Source organism: Xenococcus sp. PCC 7305 (assembly GCF_000332055.1).
GTDB lineage: Bacteria > Cyanobacteriota > Cyanobacteriia > Cyanobacteriales > Xenococcaceae > Xenococcus.
Genome location: NZ_ALVZ01000162.1, coordinates 1 through 14,067, shown reverse-complemented (window position 1 = coordinate 14,067; position 14,067 = coordinate 1). Strand labels below are relative to the sequence as shown.

General features: G+C 37.8%; 15 protein-coding genes and 1 pseudogene. 4 read left to right on the top strand and 12 right to left on the bottom strand.

The features are described 5' to 3' along the window. From XEN7305_RS10705 to XEN7305_RS10695, 3 genes are all read right to left on the bottom strand, one after another. Window positions 1–723, bottom strand: a complete 723-nt coding sequence (locus XEN7305_RS10705; RefSeq protein WP_006509435.1) for a TolC family protein — start codon at window positions 721–723, stop codon at window positions 1–3. Window positions 724–960: 237 nt separating this feature from the next. Continuing rightward, window positions 961–1,854: a hypothetical protein gene (locus XEN7305_RS10700; RefSeq protein WP_006509434.1), complete on the bottom strand. Its 894-nt coding sequence runs from the start codon at window positions 1,852–1,854 to the stop codon at window positions 961–963. Between the two features lie 228 nt (window positions 1,855–2,082). After that, entirely contained in the window at window positions 2,083–3,048 is a 966-nt protein-coding gene (locus XEN7305_RS10695; protein ID WP_006509433.1) for a hypothetical protein, read from the bottom strand. A 488-nt stretch (window positions 3,049–3,536) separates the two neighbouring features. Here XEN7305_RS10695 and XEN7305_RS10690 point away from each other — a divergent pair, with 488 nt between their 5' ends. Together XEN7305_RS10690 and XEN7305_RS10685 are read left to right on the top strand one after the other, a co-directional pair. Beyond that, on the top strand, window positions 3,537–4,559 hold the full coding sequence (locus XEN7305_RS10690) for a hypothetical protein (protein WP_006509432.1): 1,023 nt from the start codon (window positions 3,537–3,539) through the stop codon (window positions 4,557–4,559). A gap of 1 nt (window position 4,560) precedes the next feature. After that, window positions 4,561–4,980: a hypothetical protein gene (locus tag XEN7305_RS10685; RefSeq protein ID WP_006509431.1), complete on the top strand. Its 420-nt coding sequence runs from the start codon at window positions 4,561–4,563 to the stop codon at window positions 4,978–4,980. Window positions 4,981–5,015: 35 nt separating this feature from the next. Here XEN7305_RS10685 and XEN7305_RS10680 read toward each other — a convergent pair whose 3' ends face one another. From XEN7305_RS10680 to XEN7305_RS26600, 5 genes and pseudogenes are all read right to left on the bottom strand, one after another. Beyond that, window positions 5,016–6,056, bottom strand: coding sequence for a metal-dependent hydrolase (locus XEN7305_RS10680; protein WP_006509430.1), 1,041 nt, complete (start codon window positions 6,054–6,056; stop codon window positions 5,016–5,018). Between the two features lie 93 nt (window positions 6,057–6,149). Then, window positions 6,150–6,348 (bottom strand): annotated as a pseudogene (locus tag XEN7305_RS27570) (AAA family ATPase); the annotation flags it as partial. Between the two features lie 49 nt (window positions 6,349–6,397). After that, entirely contained in the window at window positions 6,398–6,565 is a 168-nt protein-coding gene (locus XEN7305_RS29000) for a hypothetical protein (RefSeq protein WP_006509428.1), read from the bottom strand. Window positions 6,566–6,755: 190 nt separating this feature from the next. Next, window positions 6,756–7,493, bottom strand: coding sequence for an AAA family ATPase (locus XEN7305_RS10675; RefSeq protein WP_369792508.1), 738 nt, complete (start codon window positions 7,491–7,493; stop codon window positions 6,756–6,758). 65 nt (window positions 7,494–7,558) lie between these two features. Next, window positions 7,559–8,161 (bottom strand): hypothetical protein, encoded by a 603-nt coding sequence (locus XEN7305_RS26600; RefSeq protein ID WP_006509426.1) that lies wholly within the window; start codon window positions 8,159–8,161, stop codon window positions 7,559–7,561. A 393-nt stretch (window positions 8,162–8,554) separates the two neighbouring features. On the opposite strand from XEN7305_RS26600, the gene XEN7305_RS10665 reads away from it, so the two are divergent. Together XEN7305_RS10665 and XEN7305_RS10660 are read left to right on the top strand one after the other, a co-directional pair. After that, complete coding sequence (locus XEN7305_RS10665; RefSeq protein ID WP_006509425.1) at window positions 8,555–9,322, top strand: ParA family protein; 768 nt, start codon at window positions 8,555–8,557, stop codon at window positions 9,320–9,322. Then, window positions 9,322–10,470 carry a ParB/RepB/Spo0J family partition protein gene (locus XEN7305_RS10660; RefSeq protein ID WP_006509424.1) on the top strand — a complete coding sequence of 383 codons (1,149 nt, stop codon included), beginning with the start codon at window positions 9,322–9,324 and terminating at the stop codon, window positions 10,468–10,470. The genes XEN7305_RS10665 and XEN7305_RS10660 overlap by 1 nt, the downstream gene beginning before the upstream one ends. Window positions 10,471–10,476: 6 nt before the next feature. Here XEN7305_RS10660 and XEN7305_RS10655 read toward each other — a convergent pair whose 3' ends face one another. The 4 genes from XEN7305_RS10655 to psb34 form a co-directional block, all read right to left on the bottom strand. Continuing rightward, on the bottom strand, window positions 10,477–11,766 hold the full coding sequence (locus tag XEN7305_RS10655) for an alkaline phosphatase D family protein (RefSeq protein ID WP_006509423.1): 1,290 nt from the start codon (window positions 11,764–11,766) through the stop codon (window positions 10,477–10,479). Window positions 11,767–11,874: 108 nt separating this feature from the next. Continuing rightward, window positions 11,875–13,200 carry an endonuclease/exonuclease/phosphatase family protein gene (locus XEN7305_RS10650; RefSeq protein ID WP_006509422.1) on the bottom strand — a complete coding sequence of 442 codons (1,326 nt, stop codon included), beginning with the start codon at window positions 13,198–13,200 and terminating at the stop codon, window positions 11,875–11,877. A gap of 314 nt (window positions 13,201–13,514) precedes the next feature. Beyond that, window positions 13,515–13,712, bottom strand: coding sequence for a hypothetical protein (locus XEN7305_RS10645; RefSeq protein ID WP_006509421.1), 198 nt, complete (start codon window positions 13,710–13,712; stop codon window positions 13,515–13,517). Window positions 13,713–13,777: 65 nt separating this feature from the next. Then, window positions 13,778–13,948 (bottom strand): photosystem II assembly protein Psb34, encoded by a 171-nt coding sequence (gene psb34 / locus XEN7305_RS28625; protein WP_006509420.1) that lies wholly within the window; start codon window positions 13,946–13,948, stop codon window positions 13,778–13,780. Window positions 13,949–14,067: the final 119 nt, after the last annotated feature.

Below are 14,067 nucleotides of genomic sequence, written 5' to 3'. Positions count from 1 at the left end.
TTAACTTGAACCAATCAACTGTCCAAGCTCTCTCACAGCTTCATCCTTCTTAATCTCAGCCTCAACAATCTTCTCAGTTAAGCGATCGCGTTTATCCGCCATCCCCAACATCTGAGAAGTACTACCCCTTCCATTGCGATATCCAACTCGGGCAACTCTCTGCTGCTGCTCTAAAGTTTGTAACTGGTTCTTTAACAATTCATGTCTGCGTTCTGCCGCTTCGTAATCAAGTAACAATCTGAGAATGCGATCGCTAATCTCTACCTTCTCTTCTTCCTTCTGTCTCTCCAGTTCTGCTTTAGCTGCGAGTAAATCTGCCGTTCTGATTTCTAGAGATGCGATCGCAATATTATCCCGCTGCACATTTCCCCCACCGAAGATATTTTGAATGATATCAACTGGATTAGTGGAAATATAATTGACCCATTTCTTGTTCCTGGTGTACTTGATCCGATCTTCTGCCAGTGCCAATCGTTCATCAATTAGAGTGATTCGAGCTGATAGAGTTTCTAGTTTAAAAGAGTTTGCGATCGCCTTTTCAGTCAACTCTTCTACACATTCATTAGAGCTATCTATACAGGGTAATATCGGCTTGGAGACAGCAATAGGCATTTTAAACATCAAATTCAAGATAAAAACCCCGACAAAGGTTTGACTGATTTTGATGAGCCCAGACCCCCCGCCACATATGGGCTTAAGCGATATTGAGCGACAATTAAACATAATTTTTACTTATATATTTTTATAGTTTATATTGACAAAATTATTATTATGCGTATTTTTTTTATATTGATTTAAAATAACTTTATTTTTATAATTTTAGCATTATTTTTGATTTGCAGTGCTCCTTAAGTATTACCAATTTCATTTAATTAAATATATTTTTATTTCTTATATTTTTATAGTACATTTGTACTTTAGTATATATGTACTAATTAGCTGAACTCCTGATATGCTCGCTCATTTGGGCAATTCCTGGGTGATTGAGATCTTAAGAAGTATTTTCACTGTAATTAAACCCTCAGCATCTTGCCCTAAAAAATCGATGCTGCGGACTTCACCAGCATAAGGAGAAACAATCTGTAAGTTATCGATTTGGTTCTGAACATTGGCTAATTTCTCGTTGAATTGAGTAATTTGAATTTCTCGATCAGCTAGTTTCTCGTTGTACTGGGCTAGCTGTTGTTGATAAAAGGATTTAGCCTGGTTCTGCTCCTCTACCCGTCGAGCAGCGGTTACTGAGAATTGATATTCTTGATATTCCCTCTGCTGTTTGGCGGTTTCTAATTTTCCCCGGGCAAGTTCTAATTCACTTTGGGCTATCTGATGATTGAGCTGAAGCCGTTTCAACTTCTCTTGTTCATGTTCGAGGATGATGGGATCTAAATCAGGAATTTGGGAGAGTTCTTCTATCTCCTGTTCTTTGATGGTGATTTCTTCTTGAGAAAGGGCGATCTCGATGTTGGCTCGTTCAATCGCTGCTTCCTGCTCTAAATAATTGACTGGTGGCAGTGGTGCGACGGTCGGAACTGGTAGAGGCTTGGGAGGTGCTTGGATGGATGTTGCCAGGACACGTTTTAGTGATAACTCTAATTGTTTCTTTTGAGCGAGTAGTCGTTTCTTTTCAGGAATGCGATCGCTGATTATTTGTCCTTTCGCGATCGTCATGTCTTGGGCAATTTTTAGATCTTCATGGGCTGAGATTTTGACAGTAATTTCGATGCGATTTGGATAGGCCGCTGCACGGGTCTCTATGGGCGCAGTGGGAAGGGTTTGCGCTTCTTGAGCCTGAGTAATTTTGCAGGGGGATAAAAGAATTGTTCCGACAGTAGTGAGAATGAATAGCCATCTCATAATTAAAGTATTGGCACATCTATTATTGCTACTTCGATATTACATAAAAGATACTAGTTATTTAAAACTTTCATCAAGTAATTATTAAAAGTCATCTTATTGTTAGGGATTGGTGAAGTTCGAGGAGTGGCGAGGATTGATTGTTGTGGAGATTGGGGAGGGGATTGGTTGGCGATCACGGTTACGATCTCAATTCAGAAATTACTTTATTGGAGAAACTTCTGATCATCAGTTAACATCTTTCCAGCCTTTTATGCCTTCAATAAAAAAAGCACCTATAGGATTATCAATAGCTTTTTCTAAAGCCCCTATACTTCCAGCTTTAATCGCACTAATTACTCGTTGCTTGAAGCTGGAATCATTTTCTATTTTTTTGATAGCTTCTTCTGCTACTAGCGCCTTTTGACTTAAAGTTTCAGTAGGGTACTTCTGTGATAATTGTTCTAAAAGTTGCTGGATATCTGCTGCTGCTTGGGCTAAGTTTTGTGATTGAGCTTCGTTGATAGTACCAGCTAACTTTTCAGTTTTAACTTCTCCTTGATTCACACCAATACCCATTGAAGAATTGCTTTGATCAATATTTGTTTCAGACATTGTATTTCCTATCGGCGAGTAGTTGTATAAATGTTCTATATGATAGCTCGCATTATGAGCTATCTCTTTTTCTCTTGTCGAAAAAGTCATTCCTTCTCCTAAAATTCCGTCTTTTTCTAATCTCAAAGACCAATTAAGAATAATGTCTCTAGTATTCTCAACTACCTTGTTAAATTGTGAAGTAGAAACTCTCACGACAAGGGGTAAAGGATCTCTCAACCATTTTTGAATCTCTAATTCCATTTCTTTAGGAAATGTTAAATGCAGAAAATTACGACTAGCATTACTAATTAAATGCTCTAGCTCGCTAATTGGTTGAAAAACTGGTCTTTTAGATATAAGGTCACTTATTTTTGCATCATCTAACATGACGGGAATAAAACCATGAAAAGGATTTTGTGCTTTTAATTCGCCATTGACAAAACGATAATCTGGTAATTGAGAAGATTGTGAGTAGCCATTAAGCTCTAATTTAACCCATTCTTGTAACTCTTGAACATCAAGTTTATATGCAATAACTGATGCTTTACGAAGCAAATTTAATACGGAACTAGACGGGTCTAAGGCTTCATTCTGTAACTCTAAAACTAGAGAATTCATAAAATACTATACTATCTATTTAATCTATTTAATACCTAAGACGGCACTATCCTAACCTACACACTCCCCACTGCATAATGCTCTTCCAAAAGCGCGATCGCTAAATCCTATCTCATGTTCCATAATTAAACTTCTAGCACAGAATTAATAACCTTTACTTCAACAGAACCGATTCACGTATTGACCTTCAATAACTACTATCTTACTATCATAAATAAATGAGTTAGTTTAATTTAGTGTATTATGCTGTCGCGTTTTGCACTCTACAAGTAAAGAGCAATCGCATTTTAATATCAAGAATCCATAACAAATGACCGTAATAATACGGAGATTTTGTATAGAATGGACTGAAATGGCCAGCGCAAAATCCTCCAATGTAAAAACTAGCTAGATAAGGCTTAATTTTTTCGTGAGTGTTTTTATCGCTGTCGAACACCCGAAACCATAAGGCACTATTATTTGCAAATCAATCTTTAAAGGATTTAACTATGAGAACATCTCAACAAGCAAACATAGAAGAAGAGCTTAAAAAAGTAGTTACTGAAGTTGAGGAGAATACTAAAGAAACTTTGGTTGAAGTAGTTGAGACAGAAGTTTTAGATAGTCACATTAGCCAAATCTTAGCCCTTAGAAATGAATTTCCTGTCAGTAATTATGAAATTCTAAGTTCAAATATTTCTCTGAACAGACAGATTCCGCAAGAGATAAAAAAGCAGATAGGTGCATTTCAAAATAAACTTCGAGCTGTTATTGAACGGGGCGCTTTAGAAATAGAAAACTTTAAGTATAAATCTTATGAAGAAGCTTTAGCGAAAGAACATTTAACTTATAATGAACGAAATCAAGCAACTAACTTATTAGAAGCAGATAAAAAGATTAACATATCATTTCAATCTTTAAAAGTTGCTACTGAATTATTTTTAGAATTGAATAAGCGTATTCAAGAGAAAATTGAAGATTGTCGAAAAAGCCAGAATGCAAGATTAGAAAGGGATCTAGTTTTGGCGAATGCTATTCTTGTTTATGAACTAAGCGATTTCTTAATTAGCTACCTAAATTCTTTAAAGCTTGAGGGGATTGATGGGATAAAAGAAGTACAAAGATATATCAATGAAAAACTCAGTCAAATTGAAAGAAAACAGCAGCAATTGAAGGCAAGAGCAGAATCGCCAGAAATTATTGATGAAGACGTTAAGCAACAAGTTTTGTCAGATATTGATAGAAGAAACGAGGCAATTCAGATAGTTAGAGAAGAATGGAGCAAATATGAATCTTCAATTGAGGAATTGAAGGATAGCATTGGTGCCTCAAAAAAACAAATACCTACACTAACCTTGATTAGAGATAATGCTGAAAGTCAAATAGATATTTTAGAAATAACTGCAATTATGCAGGTTATTAAAAATAATGTTAATGCGCTTGACTCAGCTATCCAAAACCTAAAACAAGTCAAACTTGTTTCCCTTACCCCAGATAGAATAACTCGATTATTAAATATCTATTCTGATTAAAATGAATATTTTAGTATTTCTAATTATCCTTGTAATATCCTACAAACTTTTTGGGATAAAAGGGTTATTAATTGTTAGTGCAGTTGGATTGCTAATCATTAGGCTTTCTGGTGAAAAAGAATCTACTGTTAATGAAAAAATTTCTGAAAAATTAAGTGGTATTTACTCTGAAAAATCTACTGAAGAGTTATACAACCAGCTTAGATTTGCTAAATCTAATAAACGAAAGATTATTTTAAATGAAATATCTAAGCGTCTAGCAAATTCGCTTCAAGAAACTCTTGATCAAGCCATCAATTATGATCAGAATAAGCGAGTAAAATCAAATTTGAGGGTGTTTCCAAAGAGAGCACAAGTAGACAATAATAAAGATACTGAATGGAATTTTTTAGACGACTCATGGGATGATCGAATAAGTTAAAACTAAATAACTGAAACGTCCGATATGTTCCAAAATTAAATTTCTGGCACAGGACCAACAACCATCACCTCAACAGAACCGATCGCGTATTGACCATCCAGCACCTCAATCACCTGATCCAACAAACAATTATCAAAACTCACCTTATTACTAGAGACATCAAATGTCTTCATAGTATTTGGTTTGGCATATTCATCAATCTCATCTGGAAGATCTATTGTCAGCTCGCCGCTAACAACAATCAGATTTTCTGGATATTTATTTTTAAGAGAATTCAATTCATCCATCGCCTGTTCATCATCAAAGCTGAGAGTTTCGAGAATATTTTCCGACTCATCACCAATTACTGTCTGCACTTTACTCGTGATAATCTGAGCACCAGTTTTGTAAATACCTTCACCATCGGTGACAATAAACTCCTTGCCCTTATTGCCAAGAATCAAATATCGACCATCGGCACTACTGCGATCGCTCTCCCAAAATCCCTCGATGTCTGCATAAACATGATTTGTTTCAGCATTCTCGTTGTAAGTTTCAATAACCGTGCTACTCAGGCTTAGATTTTGTCCCAAGTTCTGGAAGATGCCGCCATTATTGTTTATCCAGAGACTAAATACCAAAATAGTAGTTGCGATCGCCAACACCATATACTCAGCATTACCACCTGTTTTAAGTCTCCGTCTCGGATTCGACCCAGCTACCGCCCAAAACTGGACAGGATAAAACAACTGCACTCCTTTTTTGGTGAAGGTATCGGAGAAACAAGCGATCGCATGGGCAAAGGGAAGCACCGCAGCAGTAACCAGATGATCGAAATAATAACCAATGGGAAGTGCGATCGCCGCTAAAACTGTTGTGGCCAAGAGTGAATGAGTGATGGTTCTGTGGGGAAAATTATCCTCAAGCCAATTACTCAGAGGAAAGCAGATCTGACCAATGCTGCTAGTGGTGGTATCCAAGTCAGGAAGCTGGGAGCCTAATAACGCTAAACCGAGAGCCAAAGGGTTATCTGTGCCAAGTTGGAAAGTTAGAGAAGCTGCGGATACTGCGATCGCTGCATGAGTAATCGAGAGCATAAGCGGTAACAAGTGGAGTTATTACCAGTTTGGATTTAGGTAGTGCGATCGTCAGTTATTGGGGTCACTGCCAAGCAGTTCAAGTCAAGTTGTCTGGGCATCTTGCAGACTGGCGATCGCATCATAGATGTACAATCCATCTTTGAGAGTAGTCCGAGTGGTAGATTGCCCATTTTAAGACATTTCCCAAGCGTAATTCATCAGCGATTGTATAGGCAAGGGAAGATTTTCCCGTCCCTGGATTTCCTGCAATCAACAAAGGTCGTCGCAAAGCCAGAGCCGCATTAACCATGAAAGATAAAAAAAGGTGAGTTGCCCCACCTTAGTTACTCATATGATTTTTACTTTTTCGTTCTGAACTTGAACTTCAATTTATCCCATTTAAATTCAAATTCAGTTTCTGAAAAGGCGATCGCTAACAGCCCCATGCCAATGCTTAGTAGAATGGCAACAGGGACAGTTATTGACCAAGGACTGTGCTGAACAATTTCAATCATCTGGTCAATCATTATTTAATTTTTCCTTATTTAAGTAAAGGTTTAATTAATTACACAAAAAGCTCAGTGCTTGTTGGAGCAAGCATTTGAGCTTATTTTTCTGTTATCATGATACCATGCTTTGCTAACCATACATTAGTCATTTTGTCAAGTTACAAAGATAAAATTTTTCATACTTACTAAGATCAAAAGATCGCCTTCACTACTGCCCTAATCTCTTCTGAGCACCCTTTATCGAACCTAACTGCTTCGCTGCCATTAATCCAGCTACAGCTACGCCACCAAAGATATAGAGGGGTTTGTTCCTCGTACCCATGCCCACAAATCTAAGCACTGTGAAAAAGACCATCACAGCAAAAAAGATTGGCATGATATTAAGATATTGAGTGTGTTGACTAGTTTGTTTAATACCTAACTTCTCATTCCTAATCACCTTGCGAGCCAACAGCGGATTCCTTCCCGCCAATGGTTGGAGTTCTGCCAGTTGAGATTTAGTCAGATTTAGCCCTTGGCGCTCTGCTTCAGCTTCCATAATTGAGCGAATATGAGCGTTTGAAGGTAAATCCAGTTCAATCTCCAGCATTTCGAGAAATATCTCTTTCTTAGGATTCACAACAGCCAAACAGACGACAGTTACACCAGCACTCATCATATCCTCTAACCAATATCTGATAGAAGTTGTGAGTCTTTTAGCTTCAGGAAGAATTAAGAGGGTATCTTCACCAGAGTTCTCTAAAATCTCATCCTTGAGCGCATCAACAGTAAGGGGCTTATCATTGCCATCTTCAGTTGGAATTTGGAGATTAAATGCGATCGCCTGAAAGAATTTCTTCAAACTGCCTTTGTACGTGGCAATGGCGCAATTATATTCGCTCAACATCTCACTAAACAAAGCCTTGGCAAACATCCCCTTACCCGTTCCCGCTTCACCCAGAACGATTACTGAATTGCCAGCTCTGACAGCTTCACAGACTTTGATGAATTTCTTGCCCTGTTTAATGGGCGCTAACAGATTTTCTGCATCCTCAATTGTTTGAGTAAGGTTTGAGCGATGAGTTTGGGTTGGTGCTTTTTTGGATTAGCCGCATCCTGAGCGATTCTAACTTTCTCTTGAAGGTCAGCAGGAAGATCATCAAATCTAATGCTATTAGATAGTTCCACAGCAATGAGTGAAGGAATGGCGATGTTACGAGCTGCTAATTCCTGGGCGGTGCGAATTAAATTATCGGGATTGATATTATCTGTGGGGCTAGTTTCGCTTATATAGATATCTTCTTCTGAATGAACAATCGTATTTGTAGCGCTACTATCACTAGTTTCAATAGTTTGTTCTTCAGCTTTAATAATTGAACTAACAATATTAGTTTCATGCTCTACCTTTTCGTAAACAAATCCTTTTCTAGATCCAGTTTCACTAACATAAGAACGTAAAGCCCTAACTTGCTCTGCCTGCTCAAAAGTTAAGTAAGCTTTGCCCTCTGTGTCCTTGTCTGCCTTGATTTTCAAATGCTTTAAGTCAGAGTAATAGGTGTCGCGTCCTATTGATAATTCACTTTGCAGGGCTTCAGGTCGAATTGAGTTGTTAGAGTCGGAATTCTGATTAGTCATGTCATAAAAAAATTTTTTTCATAGTACATATTCTGAAACGGTTATAAAAAAAAGTCTGTGACCTTGATCGGAATTCCGACACTACCTCAGAATAGGTGGTAAAATTTTCTTCTTCTACGTTTAGTCTGATTGATTTATTAGTAATGCGATCGCCTTTTTTCTCAATCATCACTTAGCAAGAACTCAGCGGTAAAAGTTGAATTAATCATGAAAGATTGAGTATTACTAGATAATTTATGATTCATACTTTGGCATTAAACCTGATAGACTCATCAGTTACTTGGTGTGGATTTAGCCGCATTTCGCCGATATCATTAATTTTTGCCAAAATAAAACCTATTTGTAGTGCTTGTTGCGATTATCCTAGAGAGGATCAAAATCTTCCCGTGATAAATGAGCAAAATTATAGTCCTGTTCAATCAAGCAGGAGGTGTAGCGAAGAGCACTACTACTCAAAACCTCGGCTATCATTTGTCACTACGCCAGCATCGTGTTTTGTTAGTGGATATCGACCCTCAATCATCTCTGACAAGCTTTATGGGATTAGAACCGTCAGATTTAGAGACTACTATTTATGATGCTTTATTACCTAAAGATGAGGAAGAAAAGCCCCTTCCCATTCACAAAAATCTCCACAGCATGGATTTACTGCCAGCGAATATCGAGCTAGCCAATGCAGAACAAGAGTTAATCTTTGCTGAACTGAGAGAATTACGTCTCGCTCAAGTTTTAGAACCTGTTCGAGATAAGTATGATTTTATTTTGATTGATTGTCCACCCTCTTTAGGTATTTTGAGCCACATTAGTTTAGTCGCGGCTACCCATGTTATTGTGCCAATCCAATGTCAATTCAAAGCTTTAAAAGGTACTGATTCTCTACTAAAAACTTTGGCGAGAATTCGTAAACGACTCAATCCCCAACTAAAAATAGCTGGATTTCTGCCCACTATGTATCAAACTAGTAATTCTTTAGATAATCGAACCCTTGAATCAATCTCTGAACAACTAGGTGAAGTAGCAACTATTTTTCCTCCCATGCCGAGGGCCACTGCGGTAGCCGAAGCTGCTGAATTTGGCAGACCATTGGCTTTATGCCCCAATAAACATAAACCGACACTAGAATTGTTTGACCAATTAGCGATCGCGATGGAGGAATTATAATGAGTCCGAGAAAACGTACTGAACCACCATCTTCAAGAACTAAACTAAAAAATGTCGCTCTGTTCACAGATCAAGATCAAGTAGAAGTTAAAAGTGCAGTTACGCCAACTTTGCCGCTAGAAAAAATTATTATTTCCCAACAACAACCTCGATGTTATTTTGACCCTGACAAACTAGAACAGCTCACCATATCAGTTAAGGAACATGGGATTTTAGAACCCTTGTTAGTCCGTCCGCTAAAGGATAAAAATTATGAATTAGTTGCTGGAGAAAGACGTTTTCGAGCAGCTACGGCAGCATCATTGAAAGAAGTTCCTGTAATTATTAAAGAACTTAATGATAAGCAGGCTCTTCAACTAGCTTTGATCGAAAATCTGCAAAGAGATGATTTAAATCCTGTGGAAGAAACTGAAGGCGTTTTACGACTATTGACTCTGCATCTCGATGATCGCCAAGAGTCTCCTCGGCAGTTACTTTATCAAATGAAGAATGCGATCGAGAAAAATAAAGCAGCAGGATCTGAAGTTAGGGATAACGTTATCCCTAACTGTGACTCGGAATCTGAAAAGACTATCCAATCAGTATTTGAGAGCTTGGGGCAAAATTGGTATTCCTTTACTTGTAATCGTTTACCTCTTCTAAATCTCCCAGAGGATATTCTGGAAGCTCTGCGTCAAGGCAAGATTGCTTATACCAAGGCTAAGGCGATCACTACTGTTAAGGATGAAACTGCCAGAACCGAATTACTCGAAAACGCGATCGCTAATTCCTGGTCATTAAGTCAGATTCGTGAACTAATTACAGAGTTAAAGCCAGCCAAACAACAGGAGCAATTAAAGACTCGTTTGGCCACCACTTATAAACAAGTAAATAAATCTAAACAACTCTGGCAAGATCCGAAAAAGAGAAAAAAATTGGCATCTTTGTTGTCACAATTAGAAAAGTTGATTGAGTCGGAATCTTCTTCTGAAGCGCCCGAGTCTGGATTAAGCGATCGCGAGTTAGGTCAACTCTTGGGAGTAAGTAGTATCGTTATTCGTGATTGTAGGGTGAAGAAAAAACAGCCCCCCGCGGCTCTCAAGAAAAAATTACTTGAGTGGGAGATTCAAGGGAAGCTATGGGTAAGAAAGTCCATTAGAAATGCTTAGTAAATTCTATGAAAATAAAAAAGTTTTTTCAATTTTAACTTCATTCCTTTCTTCCTTCAATTGAACATTTAAGGAAATCTGATTCCCACTATCAGTAAAAGTTAAAATTCCCCACTGTTCATCACCGGGAAAGGGACCAAATTGGTAAGGGCCACCTTTTTCTGAGCCAAAACTAGCAAGTGAAGCTGCTTGAATTACAGGAAATTCTCCTCCTCCTCCACTGGCAAAACTATTATTTTGTCCATCGTCTAAAGCCAACATATGAGCATCACCTGAAACCATTACCAGTTTATTAATCGTATGTTCCTTGATAAAATCGGCAATGATTTTACGCTCCGAAGCAAATCCTCCCCAGGTGTCTTCATCATCTTTCGCCTTATCAATCCAAGGCATTGAGTTGATCCATACTGTACAGCCTTGTAGATCATGGCCTTCTTTTAATTGTTGCAACAACCATTCTCTTTGTCTGGTTCCCAACATGCTCACTGCTTGTTCCCCAGTGTCGGAGTCAGTTACTGTCTCTATTTTGCGATGAAAACGACCATCAGTGATGATAAAACGAACTCTGCCAATTATAAACGATTGATAAATACCACCGAGTTTAGCTTCTTCATCAAGAGATTCAATTAATGGATAATGAGGAACTGCTTCGCGATAAGCTCTGCTAGCAGCATATTTACCAGGATTTCTACCATCGGAATTATTGCCAGTAAAATCATGATCATCCCAAACATATGCAATGGGCAAATTTTGATAGAGCTTACATTGTCGTTTCTGTGCAAAAACATCTTGGTAAGCTTTACGATATTTCTTGATATCACCATCATCGATATCACGGTAGTGAAGATCGCCTAGATGGATAAAAAAAGTAAGTGTTGGATTGGTTTGATTACGGATAATATCAAAAATTTTGTTATTACTTACTCTTGCTTTTTCAGGAGCAATGATTTCATCCAAGAGACTACCTCTAGCACATCCACTACAACCAACACTAAACGTATAAGGCTTATTTACTTGAACAGTTTTAAAGCGTCCTTTATCTGCCGAAAGATGTTCATCTACTACTACTCGATAATAATAATTAGTATCAGCTTGCAGCTCATCTAGAGTAAAACTGACAATATTTCCAGCTTCTTCTCGCGCTTCCGTAATTGGTGTTTTTTGAACACCAGTTTCTAAGCTGACATCAGGACTATAAATTATCTGTACATCTTGAGTCGGCTCACTTATTTTGGCTTTAATCGTAACGGTTGAATCTGTTATTCCCCCGCTCCAAAACCACTCGGCAATGGCCATATTATTAATTCCTCTTTCTCTTCAACTTTAATTTTCCTCTTTATTTAATCGCATCCATCTTTTTTAGGATGAAACTACAAAAACTGCATTACGGGAAATATTCTCAATTTAATCGAGATCTAAGTTATTAAAATCAACCAGGATAGGACAATGATCTGACAGAGAAATAGCCGCTTGAGGAAGAGCACCACTGATAGAATTACAGCGATTTATAGCGCAGTATCCTTGTACCGAGGCACTACTAGTTATCAATTCCGACGTGTCTTGGGAAACCAAAATATGATCTAATAAACCGGGGTTCTTCCTGAAATAATGAGTACAACTTGGCTGCACTGATAATAAGTTAAAGCCAGGAGTTTCATTTGCCACTTTATCTTTTAGTTCTTTGATTTCTTGTTTTGCCGATATCCCACCATCAATTCCCATCGTATTAAAATCACCTAAAATAACGATATCTTTATCGATATCTGCTAATCCAGACGTTACATCATCTATTCTTTCGACAGCAGTTTGACGAGTAGTTAAGTCCTTATTTTCTCGACCGGAGTCTGAGTGAACGGAAACAGCATAAAAATCAAATCCATTCTCAGCTTCAAAATAAGCTAAATAGCCGGGACGAAGATTGTCTTTACAAGCATTATTGGCATTATCAGCTCTTCCGTTATATTGCCAAACTTCCTTATTACCACTGGCTTTGAGCTTATCTTTATTGTACAAAAATCCTACATGTTGACTAGTCGAACTACCACAACTGTTGAGAATAACACCCCAATCATCGCCAGTATATTCGTTTAACTTTTGGGTAACTTTATCCCAAGCATTTTCAGCATTATTAGTAGTTTTAATCTCTTGTATTGCTAGCGCATCAATATCCATCCAAGCAATCGTACAAGACAACCAATCTAAATTGGTTTTAAGATTATTAGAATTGGGATTAGAACCTGGCACACCATCAGGGAACCAACGAATATTCCAACTAGCTAAGCGCAGGGTATTACTATCAGAGCGAGGTAATAACTCATCACCTTTAACTACTGCATCACAAGCATTCGCTGAAGTCCAGACTCTAGTTGGAATATCGCCTGCGACATTACCACCATCGCCAGGAAGAACAGGAGGAGGATTGAGAACTGGTGAGCCCTCTAAGACTTGAGCAACATAACGCTCAACAATCCATCCAATCTTATTATCAGGAGTCTTAATATTTAACCAAGTTTTATCATTGGCTGTATCCAGAACTTCAGCTACCGTTCCATCCGCAACTCGGTCAAACAAACTGGAAAAAGATTGTTCATGTAAAGGCACTCCTAAATCGTTCCTTGCTTTTAATCTAACTTGCTGACCAACCTGCACATCAATAGCTAGTGCAGGTAACGGAGCAATATAAATAAAAACTGTTAAAATTATGCAAAAAATAGCGACGAACTTTTTCATTTTCCTTTTACCACTATGTTTTATCGCTTAACTAAAAGAAGAATTTATTTGGCTTATTTGACGGAAAAAATCGAAACTTTTGAGATTGCTTAAGACAAATTAGGCTTAGGCTTTCACTTCCTAAAGATTATTACAAGATCAACTATTTAATTATTGAAGTTTATATTTCTTAGTCATCTTTTTGGGATGTATTTTGAGGATTGAACCAAGCGATCGCCCTATCCCCCCCAAAAAAAACAAAACAACCTCGGTGCGCTCACACCAAGGTCGAGTAGGAGAAATCCATTTTAAGAGAGGAGAAAAAGAAAAATATTTTAAGCGAGTAGACCTAACCTTTTGCCGTTGTCGCGGGCAGTTCTAATAAAGTTTTGCCTAGTCGTTCTTTCGATGCCTATGCGATTGCAAACATTGGTAATGACTTTAGAATGAAGGGCGATCGCCTTACCACGAAGCTTATTAAACTTAGTTTTACCTAGACTACTACGAACCAAAACTACTAAAGGTGCAAACATTATTATCTCCTATACCTCGATATAAAGTTATTTAAGTAATGTTGTCTAATTGGCTAGTCAAGCATCTAGCTCACAGCAAAGGAAATCAAGATTGTAGCGGCAACAATTAGTGCAGCGATCGCGCCTTGAGATAAATAGCGGCGTTGCTCATAAACTGCGGGATAGTCAGCTAGATACATTTTGGGCTCAGCAGCGTAGTTATTAAGAGCTCCGTTATCAAGTTGTATAGTTTGCATGGTTTATATTCTGTTATTTATTAGTTTTTTCTTTATGTAAACTAATGTAACAATAATTTTAAGAAATGTAAAGATAATTTGACAAATCAATATTTATGCTATCAATAAGCGGAACTAAT

Excerpts from the sequence above, each read along its gene's own strand:
- XEN7305_RS10705 (WP_006509435.1), bottom strand. The coding sequence starts at position 723 with ATGTTTAATTGTCGCTCAATATCGCTTAAGCCCATATGTGGCGGGGGG.
- XEN7305_RS10700 (WP_006509434.1), bottom strand. The coding sequence starts at position 1,854 with ATGAGATGGCTATTCATTCTCACTACTGTCGGAACAATTCTTTTATCC.
- XEN7305_RS10695 (WP_006509433.1), bottom strand. The coding sequence starts at position 3,048 with ATGAATTCTCTAGTTTTAGAGTTACAGAATGAAGCCTTAGACCCGTCT.
- XEN7305_RS10690 (WP_006509432.1), top strand. The coding sequence starts at position 3,537 with ATGAGAACATCTCAACAAGCAAACATAGAAGAAGAGCTTAAAAAAGTA.
- XEN7305_RS10685 (WP_006509431.1), top strand. The coding sequence starts at position 4,561 with ATGAATATTTTAGTATTTCTAATTATCCTTGTAATATCCTACAAACTT.
- XEN7305_RS10680 (WP_006509430.1), bottom strand. The coding sequence starts at position 6,056 with ATGCTCTCGATTACTCATGCAGCGATCGCAGTATCCGCAGCTTCTCTA.
- XEN7305_RS29000 (WP_006509428.1), bottom strand. The coding sequence starts at position 6,565 with ATGATTGACCAGATGATTGAAATTGTTCAGCACAGTCCTTGGTCAATA.
- XEN7305_RS26600 (WP_006509426.1), bottom strand. The coding sequence starts at position 8,161 with ATGACTAATCAGAATTCCGACTCTAACAACTCAATTCGACCTGAAGCC.
- XEN7305_RS10665 (WP_006509425.1), top strand. The coding sequence starts at position 8,555 with ATGAGCAAAATTATAGTCCTGTTCAATCAAGCAGGAGGTGTAGCGAAG.
- XEN7305_RS10660 (WP_006509424.1), top strand. The coding sequence starts at position 9,322 with ATGAGTCCGAGAAAACGTACTGAACCACCATCTTCAAGAACTAAACTA.
- XEN7305_RS10655 (WP_006509423.1), bottom strand. The coding sequence starts at position 11,766 with ATGGCCATTGCCGAGTGGTTTTGGAGCGGGGGAATAACAGATTCAACC.
- XEN7305_RS10650 (WP_006509422.1), bottom strand. The coding sequence starts at position 13,200 with ATGAAAAAGTTCGTCGCTATTTTTTGCATAATTTTAACAGTTTTTATT.
- XEN7305_RS10645 (WP_006509421.1), bottom strand. The coding sequence starts at position 13,712 with ATGTTTGCACCTTTAGTAGTTTTGGTTCGTAGTAGTCTAGGTAAAACT.
- psb34 (WP_006509420.1), bottom strand. The coding sequence starts at position 13,948 with ATGCAAACTATACAACTTGATAACGGAGCTCTTAATAACTACGCTGCT.